The sequence below is a fragment of the Sphingobacterium sp. UDSM-2020 genome, from assembly GCF_016132525.1.
Lineage (GTDB): Bacteria > Bacteroidota > Bacteroidia > Sphingobacteriales > Sphingobacteriaceae > Sphingobacterium > Sphingobacterium anhuiense.
Window position 1 is genome coordinate 5,737,906 of record NZ_CP066166.1, and the last position, 15,588, is coordinate 5,753,493.

At 34.8% G+C, this 15,588-nt stretch carries 15 protein-coding genes; 3 read left to right on the forward strand and 12 right to left on the reverse strand.

The genetic code is table 11. From position 1 onward, the window contains the following. Window positions 1-39: 39 nt before the first annotated feature. Window positions 40-504, reverse strand: a complete 465-nt coding sequence (locus JAZ75_RS24345; protein WP_208699109.1) for a DUF4268 domain-containing protein — start codon at window positions 502-504, stop codon at window positions 40-42. Window positions 505-638: 134 nt separating this feature from the next. On the opposite strand from JAZ75_RS24345, the gene JAZ75_RS24350 reads away from it, so the two are divergent. Then, the gene (locus JAZ75_RS24350; RefSeq protein ID WP_168125849.1) at window positions 639-1,172 is read left to right on the forward strand and encodes a lipocalin family protein; all 534 of its coding nucleotides are present in this window, start codon (window positions 639-641) and stop codon (window positions 1,170-1,172) included. Here JAZ75_RS24350 and JAZ75_RS24355 read toward each other — a convergent pair. Beyond that, window positions 1,169-1,474, reverse strand: coding sequence for a hypothetical protein (locus tag JAZ75_RS24355; protein WP_208699111.1), 306 nt, complete (start codon window positions 1,472-1,474; stop codon window positions 1,169-1,171). The genes JAZ75_RS24350 and JAZ75_RS24355 overlap by 4 nt on opposite strands. A gap of 81 nt (window positions 1,475-1,555) precedes the next feature. Then, window positions 1,556-3,076 (reverse strand): OmpA family protein, encoded by a 1,521-nt coding sequence (locus JAZ75_RS24360; RefSeq protein ID WP_208699114.1) that lies wholly within the window; start codon window positions 3,074-3,076, stop codon window positions 1,556-1,558. 221 nt (window positions 3,077-3,297) lie between these two features. Between JAZ75_RS24360 and JAZ75_RS24365 the strand changes: the two genes are divergently transcribed. Then, entirely contained in the window at window positions 3,298-4,710 is a 1,413-nt protein-coding gene (locus JAZ75_RS24365) for an alkaline phosphatase (RefSeq protein ID WP_208699116.1), read from the forward strand. A gap of 65 nt (window positions 4,711-4,775) precedes the next feature. On the opposite strand, the gene JAZ75_RS24370 is transcribed toward JAZ75_RS24365, so the two are convergent. The 5 genes from JAZ75_RS24370 to JAZ75_RS24390 form a co-directional block, all read right to left on the reverse strand. Beyond that, window positions 4,776-5,540, reverse strand: a complete 765-nt coding sequence (locus JAZ75_RS24370) for a TerC family protein (RefSeq protein WP_208699118.1) — start codon at window positions 5,538-5,540, stop codon at window positions 4,776-4,778. A 30-nt stretch (window positions 5,541-5,570) separates the two neighbouring features. Then, a complete protein-coding gene (locus tag JAZ75_RS24375; protein ID WP_132843339.1) occupies window positions 5,571-6,101 on the reverse strand; it encodes an adenine phosphoribosyltransferase in 531 nt (176 codons plus the stop codon). Window positions 6,102-6,103: 2 nt separating this feature from the next. Then, a complete protein-coding gene (locus JAZ75_RS24380) occupies window positions 6,104-7,048 on the reverse strand; it encodes a ComEA family DNA-binding protein (RefSeq protein WP_208699122.1) in 945 nt (314 codons plus the stop codon). 90 nt (window positions 7,049-7,138) lie between these two features. After that, a complete protein-coding gene (locus JAZ75_RS24385) occupies window positions 7,139-8,440 on the reverse strand; it encodes an efflux RND transporter periplasmic adaptor subunit (RefSeq protein ID WP_208699124.1) in 1,302 nt (433 codons plus the stop codon). A 20-nt stretch (window positions 8,441-8,460) separates the two neighbouring features. Continuing rightward, window positions 8,461-9,831 carry a TolC family protein gene (locus JAZ75_RS24390; protein WP_208699126.1) on the reverse strand — a complete coding sequence of 457 codons (1,371 nt, stop codon included), beginning with the start codon at window positions 9,829-9,831 and terminating at the stop codon, window positions 8,461-8,463. Between the two features lie 45 nt (window positions 9,832-9,876). On the opposite strand from JAZ75_RS24390, the gene JAZ75_RS24395 reads away from it, so the two are divergent. After that, complete coding sequence (locus JAZ75_RS24395) at window positions 9,877-10,485, forward strand: polysaccharide deacetylase family protein (RefSeq protein ID WP_183915092.1); 609 nt, start codon at window positions 9,877-9,879, stop codon at window positions 10,483-10,485. Here the strand turns inward: JAZ75_RS24395 and JAZ75_RS24400 are convergent. From JAZ75_RS24400 to JAZ75_RS24415, 4 genes are all read right to left on the reverse strand, one after another. After that, window positions 10,464-11,285, reverse strand: coding sequence for a DUF4249 domain-containing protein (locus tag JAZ75_RS24400; protein WP_232789459.1), 822 nt, complete (start codon window positions 11,283-11,285; stop codon window positions 10,464-10,466). The genes JAZ75_RS24395 and JAZ75_RS24400 overlap by 22 nt on opposite strands. 111 nt (window positions 11,286-11,396) lie before the next feature. Continuing rightward, window positions 11,397-13,727, reverse strand: coding sequence for a TonB-dependent receptor domain-containing protein (locus JAZ75_RS24405; RefSeq protein ID WP_132772934.1), 2,331 nt, complete (start codon window positions 13,725-13,727; stop codon window positions 11,397-11,399). 135 nt (window positions 13,728-13,862) lie between these two features. Continuing rightward, entirely contained in the window at window positions 13,863-14,696 is an 834-nt protein-coding gene (locus JAZ75_RS24410; RefSeq protein WP_232789310.1) for an alpha/beta hydrolase, read from the reverse strand. A 10-nt stretch (window positions 14,697-14,706) separates the two neighbouring features. Beyond that, window positions 14,707-15,588: a hypothetical protein gene (locus tag JAZ75_RS24415; protein WP_208699131.1), complete on the reverse strand. Its 882-nt coding sequence runs from the start codon at window positions 15,586-15,588 to the stop codon at window positions 14,707-14,709.

Genomic DNA, 15,588 nt, shown 5'->3' on the forward strand with positions numbered 1-15,588 from the left:
AAATTACATCCTCAAATAAAACCCTATTGACGTAATAATTTAACTTTTGAAAATTTCAAACCCATATTGAGCATCACACCAAAACTCATCCAGAGCAATTAATCTTGGTTTGAAAAATGATATCAGATCGGGCCAGTCTTCTTGTTTAAAAATACTCTTTCCCTCCATAGTCATATAGATCATACTTACAGATTTCCCCTGTTCATCTTCCACCTCCAGATCCCAGGTCCATTCCTCTCCTAGTATAGCTGTTAGAATGGTTTTGTACTCTTCAAACTGCTCCATCATAAGTTTACGCATTGATAGGTCACGATGACTCCACTCAATTGCTATTAAAGAAAGGCGTTTATCTGCCTCCATCTTAAAGCGTAGATTTTTAATACCGGTTCTATAGTTTACCCAATTAGTTTTCTCTCCATCAGCAGAGTTATTTAAAGCCATATACTGTCCAAATCGGGTCCAAAAAGTCTCCTTCAACTGTTTTACTTCTTCTCTTGAATACATGGTACTTAATTTTAAAATGACGAAAATACTACTTTTATTTTCATAAATGACTAAACATTCGTCTCCACTTTGGCGTTTTTAATGCATGTACCCATAGGAACAGCTCACAGATTTATGAACAAATCATAATTATTATGGATAAGAAAAAATCACTTCTCATACTCGCCGCTACCGCTGCCGTCACGTTCGCTTACAATGCGTTAAAACCAGTAAAATCCAAAGTCAAAGTCATCGAACCTTTTGACATAGATCGTTACTTAGGCAAGTGGTATGAAATAGCAAGGCTAGATTTTAAATGGGAAAAAGGTCTGTCACAGGTTACTGCTACTTATAACAAAAATAATGATGGTAGCATTGCGGTAAATAATCAGGGATTTCATGACCAAAAAAATAAATGGAAACAGTCAATCGGTAAAGCAAAGCCTATTGATTCATCAAAAAAAGCAGCATTAAAGGTATCCTTTTTCGGTCCATTTTACAGTGGTTATCATGTAGTGAAAATTGATCAAGATTATCAATATGCACTCATTTTTGGAGACAATTTGGATTATATGTGGATATTATCCAGAGAAAAGACAATACCTGAAGATATTAAATTAGCCTATTTGGAATATGCGCGTAAATCTGGTTATGCCATCGAAAACCTGGTTTGGACCAAACAAGATTAGCCAAAAATAGGTTTTAATACACCATAGTCAAGAGTTGGGTCTTGAGCAAAAACTCGAGCCAGCTCTTCACGATCTTCCTCCGTGATAATCCCACCAAGTCCCTTATTGTATAATTCAAGCAAATACAAGGAAGCCTCAAGCTTGTTTTCATAGGTTAAAATTGCACTTCCCACATAAAAATTTAATACTGATACTGCATATTCACCGAAAATGTCAAATCCAAATCCTGTGCCCGACTGTACTGCAAAACGCATATATTTTTCAAAGTCAGATTTCAAAATTTCCTTTAGCTTGTTTTCCATATCCGCAAAAATGCAATATTATAGTGAAATAAAAAAAAGGAGATGAACTTCGTTCACCTCCTTTTTCTGTTCCAATTGGACCTATCGTACGCTTATAGCAACGATACGATCCAATACGCGTTCCGCTTCAGGTGCATCAGCTGCTGCTTTTGCAAACTCAGAACCATAACCTTCAGCGCCAATAACCTGACTACTAGGTCCTTTTCCAATCAAATATACTTTAACTACCTCAGCGCGATCTGTAGATAATTTCTTATTAAAATCCTCATTTCCAGTTTTATCTGTATACCCGCCAATCTTTACAGTTGCTGCAGGAAAAGCTTTTAGAATTGCCGCTATGTTTTCTAATTGAACTCGACTTTCAGGAAGCACTTTAGCCGTACCTGTTTCAAAATTTAAATTATCAAAATTAAACCACTTATCTTTCAGTTCATCCTCGCTCAGCGCTTTGTAGTCTGTTTTTAGAAACTGCACCAACTGATCTTCAATACCACCTTTATAGGCTTTTAACTTTACACCATCCGGCAAAATCACCTCTAAACTTTCGCGAACGACCGGAGTAACAGCAACAACAGTCAAACTTGTGTCTACAGCTGTTGTATTCATGCTATCGGTAACAACTACCTGATCTTTATCACCTTTACAGCCTTTCCCGAATAAGAACCAAAGAACAGCAATAATTACGATGGGTATTAAAATTTTCCAAATTCCTCCACCGCCAGAAGACGGGGTTTCTGTATGTAATGGATCAACAATGGGACCGGAAGGCGGAGGTGGAATAATAGGAACATGATCAATAGGAGGCACAACCGGAGGTGCTGCAGTGACTGGATTATCATGATTTACAGGTGTCGGTGGAACAATAGGTGGTGTTGCAACAGTCAACTCTTCCTCTTTGGAAACAGATTCATTTGTGATCTCTTCTGGGTGAGTAACTTGAGGCTCCTCTTTTGTAACTGGCACTGATACCAATATTGCTTCTACAGGCTTTTCCGTAAGACTGCTATCGTGTAATTCACTATCAGTAGAAGAGGATCTCATTTGATCCGCTTGAGCAAAAGAAGTTCCAAATGCCGCTAATCCTAATCCTGAAGGCAGTGCGGCTGCAAAATTATCCTTATTTTCATTTAATAAACGACTGATTGTACTTACATCCCAATTTGTTCCATTTTGTGTTAAACCCGAAAATACAGCGGGCAATGAGACACTTAACAATTTTTCAACAGTGGATTCATTTCCTCCAACAAGGCCTCCTAATGTCGAAATAACCGAATTAAATTTGTCTCCAAAAATAGATTTCAACAGATCATTGTGATGCGGTTCAATAGGCTCTGCATCTACCAATCCATTGATACGTCCAGTTTCAGTATTGGTTTTTAAAAAATCACCAAAATTAAAATCTCCATAATATTGTTTAGCTTTCTCTACAATTGCTGTTAAACCAGTTCCTGACTCTTTTTGCAACCCCAAGAAAACAGTAGGAACAATTGCTCCAATAGCTGATTTCACTTTTTCTTTATCTTCCCCTACGGAATTACCGAGCTTAGATAAGACTTCATCATTAAAAAATTCTTTAGCAGAATTTAAAAGGTTAATTTCCATAATGTTCAAATTTTAGTTTATCCGTTACTTTAAGTTACACTGCACGATCAAGTGCTATGCTGCAATTTCACCTTGTTGTAACAATTATATATTAAGAATTGTTTTAACACAATATATAATGGTGAATTTTAAAACTTAACATTAAACAAATATGGGTTTGCTATATTAGCCCTTTAATATGATATTAAGACTATAGATACCAAAATCAATTATTATTAAACATGATTAAACGCACACTCGCAACGACATTTTTCTATTTAGCATCTCTATCTATTTTATTTGCTCAAAATAAACCTAAATATATATTCTATATGATCGGTGATGGTATGGGACTAAATCAGGTCAATTCTACAGAAGTCTATTTAGCAGACCTTGAAAATAGAATCGGTTTGAAACCTTTAGTATTTTCTCTTTTTCCTGTCGCTACTTTTGCTTCCACATACTCCCTATCCAATGGCATTACCGATTCGGCTGCTGGTGGAACAGCACTTGCTGTAGGATCAAAAACAAAAAATGGTGTTATTGGAATGGACTCAACACAAACAAAACCTTTAAAAAGCATCGCTTATGCGGCTAAAGAAAAAGGGTTAAAAGTCGGCATCACAACCAGTGTCAGCATTGATCATGCTACTCCTGCTTCATTCTATGCACATCAAACAAGCAGAAATAAATATTATGAAATAGCAACAGATATTCCTAAATCAAACTTTGATTTTTTTGGAGGATCTGGTTTCTTAAAGCCTAATACGAATGCTGCCAAAGAATCTGTAACGCCAATTTTCACATTATTTGAAAAATCAGGTTATACATTAGCTTTTGGAAAATCGGATTATCATCGATTGAAATCAAAAGCAGATAAGATGATCTTGATTAACAATAAAGATACTGATCCAGAATCCTTAAAATTTGCAATCGATCAAAAAGATGGAGATCTCAATCTTAAAGAAATTACGGAAGTAGCAATTGAGTCACTGACAAAAAATAATGATAAAGGTTTTTTCTTAATGGTCGAGGGAGGAAAGATTGATTGGTCTAGCCACAGCAATGATGCGGCAACTACACTGCATGAAGTAGTCGATTTCAATAACTCCGTACAGGTTGCTTATGATTTTTACTTAAAACATCCGGAAGAAACATTAATCATTATTACTGCCGATCACGAAACAGGCGGTATGACCTTAGGAAATGGAAGTAGCAATTTAAACTTCAAAGCCCTCGTAAACCAAAAAGTTTCTCAGGGAGAACTTTCTAAAATAATTACTAAAATACGTATAGAACAACCTAAGACAACCTGGGAGCAAATCAAAAGTATACTAGCAGAAAATCTTGGTTTATGGACAAAAATTAAAGTCAATGAACGTCAAGAAAAAGCTATGTTCCAGGCATATGAGAATAGTTTTATCAAACATGTAAACGCAACAGAAAAAAGCCTGTATGCCAATGATGAAAAACTAGTAGCTGAAGCTGTCAAAACATTAAACGAAGTCGCTAATATTTCATGGGCTTCTGGTAATCACTCTGCAGGTTACGTTCCTGTTTATGCAATCGGAGCTGGCTCTGAACTGTTTACTCACAAAATGGAAAACACGGATATTCCTAAGAAAATCGCACAGGCTGCGGAATTAAGCTTATAATAAGCAACAAAAAAGCGGGGGTAATCAAAAATGATTACCCCCGCTTTTTTATTTTAAATCTTCATCTATTTATCATGCTGTTTATGCATCTGTTTTTTCTCGCTTTTAATATTTAAAAATTCGACTAAAACAGAGAAAGCCATTGCAAAATAAATATATCCTTTTGGAATATGCTGATCAAATGCTTCTGCTGTCAGCGACACCCCGATCAAAAGAAGGAAAGACAAAGCTAGCATTTTCACGGAAGGATAATTATTGACAAACTTACTGATCTGCTCGGAGGATAGTAACATAATAACAACAGCAATAATTACTGCCGCAACCATCACACCTATTTGATCAACCATACCAACCGCAGTGATCACAGAGTCTAATGAAAAAACAATATCTAAGATTAATATCTGAAAAATTGTACTTAAAAAAGTTACACCCTTTATATTGACTTTATGTTCTTCAGTGTGCCCGTCCATTTTATGATGTATCTCGGTCGTACTTTTATAAATTAAAAATAGACCTCCAATAAATAGAATCAGATCCCTACCTGATAATTCCAGATAACGAGACCAATCCGGATTGTCAATACCAAAAGTAGTTGCAAGATTAATAAATGGTTCTGTCAAAGACATGATCCATTTAATTGAAAATAACAGAAGCACACGAGTTACTAATGCCAACATCAAACCTAACTGACGGGCCTTTTTTTGCTGTTCGGCAGGGAGTTTACCGCTAAGAATAGAGATAAAAACAATATTATCTATTCCGAGCACGACTTCCAGTACTGTCAATGTCAGTAGTGAAATCCAAATCTGTGGGTCTGAGATCCATTCCATAAAATATGTTGGGGGTTTTTATAAATTAAATTATTTATAATGTGCTAATGAAAAAACATGGGGACTAAACCGGGTTAATCTTCCCTGGCTATTTAAAAAATCTAGGCTGATGACAAAACAATATCCAGCGATTTCACCACCCAATTTTTCAATCAATTTACTTGCGGCCACTACAGTGCCACCTGTAGCCAGCAAGTCATCATGGATGAGAATTCTACTTCCTTTTGGAAAGGCATCTTCATGCATTTCTATAGTCGCCTGTCCATACTCAAGAGCATAAGACTCTGAAATTGTATGAAAGGGTAATTTCCCCTGCTTACGGATGGGAACAAAAGGAATCTTCAAACGATTGGCCAACATCATTCCAAACAGAAAACCTCTGCTCTCAATACCAGCAACAGCATCAAGTTTACAATCCTTTACCTGTTCTACAAAAGCATCGACCATCTCTTCACACAGCTGTGCATTTTGCAATAGCGGTGTGATATCTTTAAAAACAATTCCAGGTTTAGGGAAATCATATACATCCCGAATGATATGTTTTAATTTTTCTTCAAGCATCTTTAAAAGATTAAATACGGAGCAAGTTTACGCAAAAAATCATCATCTAATAAGATGACCTTTTTTAAATCTTCCAAATTACGAAAATGACCATGTTGATTTCTGTAATTGACGATTGCAGTGCTTTGCTTAAAACTAATATAAGGATGTTTAGACAAAGACCTCACATCCAACTCGTTAATTGTTAATTTTGAAACTGCATGATGAGAACTAATCTTTAAAAAAGGAAGTATAGCCTCAAATGTTTCAACAGGTAGCCCATAAATCTCTTTAATCTGATCAACAGATACAAATCCCCCCAGAGACTCTCTATATTTCACAATCCTTTTGGCAAAAGTTGAACCGATACCTCTTAGCGCTATGAAAGCAGTAGTATCTGCATTGTTTATGTCAACCTCTAAAGATTTTAATTTATTTTCAGCATTATTTGTAAACCAACCTGCACTATTTTTTTCTATACTTTGAACCTGATTTTTAACTGTCGCTGGTTCAATTTCAATATAATCTTTCAATCGTTTAAATGTGGCCGGAGAGATTGAATAGATCTTAGCTAGATCTTCCTTTTTATAAAACCGGCCTCCTTTTTCTCTATAATTGAGTATAACTTGAACCTGCTTCTCTTTAAGTCCCAGTTTTAGCCAACCTGCTTGATCCAAACGATTAGGATCAAATCGAAATAAAATACCTTCAACCTTTTTATCATAAGGATCTTTATCCTTTTGATCCCCTAAAGACCAATATTCATTCGATTGACCAACACCTGTTGTATCATTTTCAACAGATGTAAAAGCCTGAATATTGTAACTTTCTAAATTTAAGTCGGATTTACTAAAAAAATTGGCTATAAAAGGAAAACTGAACAGGAATAGCATCAATATACTCAGTACAAAGAATCCATTCTGTTCAGTTCTTGAGAACTTGAAATATTTAAAAAACTGACGTAGCACAATAATTTAGTTTTCATTTAAAATACATAAAATTTAAATAAAACAAAACCAAATAATCTGAAAACCAGATAAATACTACATCAAAATACCTTATAAACTATTTTTATCTACTTTTTCTACTTTACTATCGTTCTTTAAAGTTTTAGAAATAGCATCGAATGGTCTTGAGACAACCTCATCACCTTTTTTAAGACCCGATAAAATTATAATATTTTTATCGTCCTGAATGCCTGTTTTCACAACGGTTTGTTTAACCAATCCATTGTTAAAGACAAATACATATTCTTTCAAACTGTCTGTGCTTAAACTATCTGCTCCCGTACCATTTCTGATGGTAACAGATTGTATTGGAATAGCCAACCCCTTCTGATGTTTAGTAAAGATCTGTACTGTTGCAGATAGACCTGGTTTAAAAGGAGAGGCACTATTTTCCTTAATTAAATCCTCATATGAGCTCAATTGTATACGCACTTTGACATTAAAGTTTGTAACCTGCTCGGTTGATGAACCAGCAGTCACTGTAGCAATATTTTTAGATGAAGAAGCAATCTCAGTAACAATACCTTTAAATTTGCGATCTTGATAAGCATCAACTTCAATCTCTGCTTCGTTTCCTACACGGACGCGATTAATATCATTTTCATTCACATCTACATTCACCTCCATAGCGTCCATATTAGCTATACGCATGATTTCTGTACCCGCCATCTGTGCCGTTCCAACCACACGCTCGCCTAACTCAATAGATAATAATGACACAACACCGTCACTTGGCGAATAAATTGTTGTACGACCTAAATTATCTTTTGCTTCTTTGACAGTTGCCTGAGATTGGTCTATACCAAATTTCGTAGATAATACAGTCTGTCTTTGTGCTTCAATAGCTGCTAAAGTTGAGTAATATTCTGCCGAGCTTTTGTCCATTTCAGCTGCTGAGATCACTCTTTTATTAAACAGTTCAAGATTTCTCTTGTAAGTTGCTTCAACATTACTAAAATTAGCTTGTTGCTGTTTTAATTGTTGTTGTGCAGCTGCCAGATTTGCTTTCTGAGAATTCAAAGTCGCAATAGATCTTTCATAACCTGATTGCAAAATATCAGGTTTTATACGACAGAGAACTTGTCCCTTTTTCACTAAATCACCTTCTTTAATATTCAGTTCCACAACTTCGCCAGATACCTCAGAGCTCAACTTAACTTCAAATTCTGGTTGAATTTTACCACTTGCAGAAACCAGCTCATTGATATTCATTTCCTTTACAGGATCTACAGCAACTTTAACGATATCCCCTTTTCCGAACCATCCCAATTTGCTGCCAACTAAAACCAATATTAATAGAACAACTGCACTTATTAATATGATTTTTGGTAATTTATTTTTCTTTTTAGCCATTTCAGATTTTCATTAAGGGGTTATTTAATATCAAATTTAATTGGATTTCCAACATAATAATCAATTATTTTATCTTTAAAGATCATATTATACTTTGCTTGGATTAAATCAAATTCAGCTTTATTTCTATTTGTTTGTGCGGTAAACAGTTCAATACCATTCGCCATACCTATATCATAGCGTTCTTTGATCACTTGAAATGCATCTGTCGCACTACTAAAAGCAGCTAAACTAGATTGATAACGCTGTGCTGCGGCAGAAAGGTCTAAAACAGCCTGATTAACGGTTTTATTTAAATTTGTTTCTAAAAGCTGTTGACTTGTTTCTGCCAATTCTAGATTAATCTTAGCTTTTGATACATTTATTCGGTTTTTATTATTGTCAAAAATTGGTACCGACAAAGTCAGTCCTGCCCCAAATGATTTATTTTGATTAAACTGGTCACCAAAAGGAAGATAATCTCCGGTAATTAAATTTCTTCCTTTGGAAGAATAATTGGTACCATAACTCACTCCTAATGAAAGAGAAGGATAATAGCCTCCTTTGGCAATATCAATTTGTTTTAATGCTACTTCCTTATCTAATTGAGCCTTCTTTACCTCTGGATTGAAACTTTTAGCTTTTTCAAAGACATTAACTGCCGAATATTGACCTAGCACATAGTCCACCGCTTCTACTTCTGGTTTAACCAATTTCAACTCTGCTTGTGGAGACATCTCCATCAATTGTTTCAATGTCAATAAAGAAGATTCATAGGCATTTCTAGCATTTACCAAATTAAGCTCATCCGTGGCAACTTGATTTTTAGATTGAGAAAGATCTGCCAAAGTTTTATTACCTACTTGAAATTGGATGGAATCATTTTTCACCTGCTCTTTGGATAAAAGAATCTGCTGTTGGCTCGCAATCGTCAATTCACTGTTTGTGATTGCTTCCAAATAATTAACCAATACAGATAACATCAAATCATATTTTATCTTTTCAATTTGCGTAGCGGACGACTCTAATAGTAATTTATTAGCTTTGATTTGGTTGATCTTCTGAAAACCTTGAAAAATGGTTACATTAGAACTCACAGAAGCGCTAGATGTCCTCGTCCATTCATTTCCTGTGATCACAGTACCCGATACTTGGTCAAATGCAAATCCATTATTAAATCGCTGATTCACACCTATGCTCAAATCGGGATACAAATTGGATTTTGCCTGATAGACGTCCTGCGCCGCTAAATCTTTATTTAAACTAGCCTGCTTGACCTGCAGGTTTCTTTCTAAAGTAATTCGAATAGCTTCCTCTACGGTTATTTGTCCTTGTCCAAACCCCGCATACCCCATCAAGGAAAACATGATGGTCATAAAAGCCATTTTCTTATAATTTTTTCTATCGTCCATAGTAAGAACCTAATAGTTTTAATATTTTTGCTAAAATAAAAATGTATGTATCTCGTTAAAGCACCTTTCTTTCTTAAATTATTATATCCAAAATCAATCTGGAATAAATCAAGGAAAGAAAACAAAATTTACCTCACTTTTGATGATGGTCCTATTCCGGAATTAACTCCATTTGTTTTAGATACTTTAAAACAGTACAACATCAAAGCGACTTTTTTTTGCGTAGGTGAAAATATTAAAAAAAATCCACATTTATTCGAAAGAATTTTGTCTGAAGGCCATCAAGTCGGAAATCATACTTACAATCATTTAAAAGGCTGGAAAACTGACGATGCTAAGTATCTCGAAAACATCCGACAATGTCAAGAGCTTACCAAAAGTAAGCTATTTCGCCCTCCATATGGAAGAGCTAAAAAATCTCAATTAAAAGAACTCTATTCTGCATATGAAATTATCATGTGGGATGTTCTAACTGGTGATTTTGACCTCTCACTTTCGCCCGAACAATGTTTAAAAAATGCAATTAAAAATACCGAAAATGGATCAATTATCGTTTTTCACGACAACATAAAAGCAATACCTCGTGTAGAATATGCACTTCCTAAAACTATAGCTTATCTATTAGAAAAAAACTACCGATTCGAAGTGTTATGATTTGCTTTTTCCAGTACTTTTAGTTCATAGTATTGTGCACTACTAACACTAAAATATCCAAGTGCACCATTAGATATATTAGATATCGGATTCGAGGGAGCTGCAGAACCTGGGTTTAACCCTTTAATATTGGACCAATATGTGTATACATCCTTGGCGATACATTGTCTCAAAACTTGAATTTCGTCTCCAACTTTTATGTCTTCATCTTCATTACTTATTTCATGCTCAACAAATAATCCATCATTAAATTTATCACTAAATACATCGCTAAATTTGAATTCCTCATCATTCAATTTCAACTTATACTTGTAATAGTTTTCTTGATTAGCCGGATCATTAAAACCAAATGAAGCATATATATATTCATCATTAAATCTTTTTTTACGAACTAAACCGATGGAATCTACAGCTACATATTTAGGCATAATACAGGTTGACTCAAAATGGCTTCCATCAGACATTGTAACTGATAAGGCATATCGATCACCTTCTTTGAGAGTCATTCTATCAATGATATAGCTACCATTATTCCTATCAGCAAATTGATAAGAACGGCCACTGCTCATATTTGTTACCTGCACATGCGCCCCTAGCACCGGATCGTTAGGTGATGTATTCGAAAAGTCGACAACACGATTAATGGAGATGATTTGTGATACATTTGCATTATGCAGATCTCCGACAATAACATATTTACCGACTACAGCATCTAACTCTAAATCTATTTTATCTTCACATGAACTTAAAAATACGGCCGTTACCAACACGATACAATTAAAAACAGTTTTTATATTCATCACAATAATTTATTTATTCATTAATAATCAGTTTTTATAGATCAGCACGCTAATGCTTGTTTTGATGATTTAACTTCTTGAGTACCTATCAGTATCTTACTTTTAAAATCATTAAAATTTAAAATTCCAGGTCACAGAAGGAATTATACCGAATAAAGCGATTCGATAAGCCTCCGTAATATTAGCATTATCCTCATTCTCTCTAAAATCAATTAAGTACGCGTTTTTTCTGTTGTATGCATTATATAGCCCAAAAGACCACGATGAGGAATACCTTTTATTAAGCTTGACACCTGGATCGTAAGTTGCAGATACATCAAGACGGTGATAATTAGGCATCCGATAACTATTGCGATCTGTATAATAAAACAAGGTTTTACCGTCTACCTGATATTTTCCAGAAGGAAAAGTAACCGCATCACCTGTGTAGTAAACAAATGTAGAGCCCAAAGTCCATTTATCTGTCAGCTTATACATTGCTACTAAAGCGACATTATGAGTTTTATCTTGTCTGGCATTGAACCATGCTCCATTATTAATCTGATCAAATTGACGCTCACTTTTCGATAGCGTATAGCTCAACCATCCTGTTAATTTTCCTTTATTTTTTTTCACAAACCATTCTACGCCATAAGCTCTTCCTTTACCGAATAATAATTCTCCATCCAACATTTCGTTTGCCTGTAAGTCAGCACCATTCTTAAAATCAATCTGGTTTTGCAGATCTTTGTAATAGGCTTCTACCGAAGCTTCATATTTTGCATTTTCAAAATTCTGAAAATAACCTAGTGATACTTGATTTGCTAACTGTGGTTTGATATTATTGGAACTTAAAACAAATTGATCTGTTGGAAGGCTTGATGTCGTATTCGTCAGCTGATGCAAGTTTTGAGAATTACGATTTAAGGATGCCTTTATACTTTGATTGTCATTGAACATATAATTTAATGACAATCGTGGTTCTACAGTGAGGTAATTTTGAATTATCTGATTTTTCTCATAAATAGTTTTCTCTGTGGCATTTCCATCGGCATCAAAACTATAGATTGTACCTGGCCCTAACATACTATAGTTATTAACACGTATACCGTACAATGCTTTAAATTTATCTGATATAGACCATTCATCTGACACGTAAACAGCCGTCTCCAACCCTTTTCTTGGTTCGATCTCAATTGTGTTTACTGCGGATCCCTCTCCCCCAAAAAGACTGGCAGGACGAATTGTCTGAACAGATGCTTGAACTCCAAACCGGATCTGATGATCATTATTAGGATAATATTGAAAATCTTGTTTAAAATTTAAATTTTCAATCTTTGAAGTGATTTTGAAGTTTGAATTATCTTCAATATTCACGTTGTAATTAAAATCGCTATAGATAAATGTCGTGTTACTAAAGAGCTTATTAGTCCAAACGTGATTCCAGCGTATCGTACCAGTCGCATTACCCCAATTAAAATCAAATAAATCACTATAAGCCATTGCATCTTTTCCAAAGTAACCAGATAGAAACAAGGAATTCTTATTATCAAAACGATAATTTACTTTAGCATTCAGGTCATAGAAAAACAATTTGCTTTTGTTTACATCTTCATCCTTCGATAATTTAAGAAATAAATCGGCATAAGTTCGACGCCCACTAATCATAAAAGACCCTTTGTCTTTTACTATAGGTCCTTCCACTTTAAGTCTAGATGCGATTAAGCCCACACCCCCTTCTACACCAAACTCTTTGTTATTTCCATCAATCATACTGATGTCCATAACGGAGGAAACCTTACCTCCAAAATGTGCCGGCATACCACCTTTATAGAAATTTACATCTTTAATCGCATCAGAATTAAATGTAGAGAAAAAACCAAATAAATGTGACGCATTATATACCGCTGCTTCATCCAGTAGTATTAAGTTCTGATCACCTCCACCGCCACGCACATAAAAAGAACTGCTACCCTCTCCTCCACTTGTCACTCCTGGTAGCAATTGAATTGTTTTTAAAACGTCCTGCTCTCCAAAAACAACAGGAATATTTTTAATATCTTTTATTTCTAATTTGACCAAACCGGTTTGCACACCAGATACATTACCGATCTTACGTCTTCCTGATACCACAACTTCTTCCAGCTTTCTTCCTCCAGGGGTCATATCAATATTGAGTACACTATCCCGCTCAATCTGCAAATTAAAAATTTTTTCATCAAAGCCAACATAGGATACTGCAATAGTCTGACTTCCAGCCGGCAACTGAATGGAGTAGAAACCATAATTATTTGTTCTAGCAATTTGACTAGAATTCAAATCTCGAATCACAGCTCCAATAAGGGTTTCGCCATTTGCGGCATTCTTAATGTATCCAGAATATTGAAATTTGCCTTGAGCAAAAATTTGAGAAAAAAATAAAAAGAATAAGACGAAGAAGGCAGGTCTAAGAGATCGTAACATTATTTTGATTTAGTGTTTACCAAAGATAAAAAAAGCCTTGTGGTTAGCAAGGCTTTGTGTCATAAGTTTATAATTAATTAATAAAGATTTTGGATAACAAAAATAAATCATTTATTCATAATAGCCAATTATTTATTAATTTTTTACAAAAGTATCTTTTTTTATAAAGAACTCATTGAAAAATGCCATCTGATAAATGATTGATTTAGACCAATAATCCCAGTTATGGGCACCTGACCGGGTAATAAATGTATGTGGAATATTGTTGTAATCTAATTTATCATGAATTGCCAGATTTACTTTATAGAAAAAATCTTCCTTACCACAATCTATGATCAGATCCAGTTTATTGGGTTCAAGCAAATGAACCAGATTGATAACTGATTTGTTTTCCCATTCAACAGGATGAGTCACATAGGTCCCGATTCTACTTTTGATATTCCAATTCATAGGAAAAGGACGAATATCCAATCCACCAGAGGTACTTCCGGCGGCACCGTATATATCCTGATGATTAAGCGCTAATGTCATGGCTCCATGTCCTCCCATGCTCAATCCTGTTATTGCTCGTCCTGATCGATCTTTCTTTGTTGAATAATTAGCATCAATGTGAGTTATTAATTCTTGACTAACAAAAGTATCATACTGATAATTTTGATCACCTTTTACGTCCCAATACCAGCTATCAAATCCTCCATCAGGACAGACAACTATGTATTGATAGTTATCAACAAGCTTTTTTACAGCAGGAACATTATTTACCCAATTATCATAACGGCCACCAAAACCATGAAGTAGATAAAGCACGGGATATTGATTTTTCTTCTCATATTTTTCAGGAAGGACTACGACAGCCTTTATTCCCTTTAGCATACTTTTACTATTGATCGTTAATGTATCTACAATTGCGGCATGACCTTTAAAAAGAAATAAAAAAAATAGTGCCACTAACAAATATTTGAGTTTCATGTTCATTGTATTATAATTTTTCAAAAAAATAAAGTGATGATTTAAGTCCAAACGGACGTTCACTGATGGTATAAAATCCTTCTCCGTTTAATCCAAAAGTAATAGCTTCCCCTTGCGGTTCAATCTGATAAGGAATTAATGTGGGTTTCCTAGACAAAACCAGTTCAATTGACTCAGTCCGATTTCTAGTCCAATAAAATATTTGCGTTAAGTTTTTAATTATTATCGCACTACCTGTAGGACTGATATTTGCGGAAGTTGTAAAAGTAAATGGCAATGTTTGAACCGGTGTCAATAGGCTGAAATTCTTTTTCACATTATTAAATATTGAAGCCCTATAAACTGTTGATTGAAAATCTCTTTTCGAAATCACATAAAGCTGATGATCTACGGGATCAACAAATAAAGCTTCTGCATCTCGAGGTCCATTCTTATATCGCAACGTAACGGTACGGATTGTTTTCTTCGGAATATGAATTAACGTATCTCCTTGCTGATATGTTGGTTCAGGAAATATGTGAAGTTTAATATTTTCACGTTCAGCCTTATTATCACCAATATCTGCCAAAATTAAAAATGAATTTCCATTGATGATCACACGCGCGATATCTTCACAGTCCTTTACAGCAACGGATTCCAGTTCATATGTAAATAACAACCTACATTTCTTATCGATCAAATAAACCCGCGCCTCATCTCCACTATCATTGTGCACCCAAAAACAGGATGATTGTTTCGCACTGATAATTCCGGACAATTCATTTAATTTCTTATCAGAAATCTCACCTAACGCTACCTGCGATTTAAAAAGAGGTTTACTGGTTTGGGTAAATGCAATATGAAATTGTAAAAACAAAAAGGAAAAAACAATAACTTTGTTTAATAGGTTCAT

Bases quoted from the DNA above. Each gene is read 5' to 3' on its own strand.
- JAZ75_RS24345 (WP_208699109.1), bottom strand. From the start codon at position 504: ATGTATTCAAGAGAAGAAGTAAAACAGTTGAAGGAGACTTTTTGGACC.
- JAZ75_RS24350 (WP_168125849.1), top strand. From the start codon at position 639: ATGGATAAGAAAAAATCACTTCTCATACTCGCCGCTACCGCTGCCGTC.
- JAZ75_RS24355 (WP_208699111.1), bottom strand. From the start codon at position 1,474: ATGGAAAACAAGCTAAAGGAAATTTTGAAATCTGACTTTGAAAAATAT.
- JAZ75_RS24360 (WP_208699114.1), bottom strand. From the start codon at position 3,076: ATGGAAATTAACCTTTTAAATTCTGCTAAAGAATTTTTTAATGATGAA.
- JAZ75_RS24365 (WP_208699116.1), top strand. From the start codon at position 3,298: ATGATTAAACGCACACTCGCAACGACATTTTTCTATTTAGCATCTCTA.
- JAZ75_RS24370 (WP_208699118.1), bottom strand. From the start codon at position 5,540: ATGGAATGGATCTCAGACCCACAGATTTGGATTTCACTACTGACATTG.
- JAZ75_RS24375 (WP_132843339.1), bottom strand. From the start codon at position 6,101: ATGCTTGAAGAAAAATTAAAACATATCATTCGGGATGTATATGATTTC.
- JAZ75_RS24385 (WP_208699124.1), bottom strand. From the start codon at position 8,440: ATGGCTAAAAAGAAAAATAAATTACCAAAAATCATATTAATAAGTGCA.
- JAZ75_RS24390 (WP_208699126.1), bottom strand. From the start codon at position 9,831: ATGGACGATAGAAAAAATTATAAGAAAATGGCTTTTATGACCATCATG.
- JAZ75_RS24395 (WP_183915092.1), top strand. From the start codon at position 9,877: ATGTATCTCGTTAAAGCACCTTTCTTTCTTAAATTATTATATCCAAAA.
- JAZ75_RS24400 (WP_232789459.1), bottom strand. From the start codon at position 11,285: ATGAATATAAAAACTGTTTTTAATTGTATCGTGTTGGTAACGGCCGTA.
- JAZ75_RS24405 (WP_132772934.1), bottom strand. From the start codon at position 13,727: ATGTTACGATCTCTTAGACCTGCCTTCTTCGTCTTATTCTTTTTATTT.
- JAZ75_RS24410 (WP_232789310.1), bottom strand. From the start codon at position 14,696: ATGAAACTCAAATATTTGTTAGTGGCACTATTTTTTTTATTTCTTTTT.
- JAZ75_RS24415 (WP_208699131.1), bottom strand. From the start codon at position 15,588: ATGAACCTATTAAACAAAGTTATTGTTTTTTCCTTTTTGTTTTTACAA.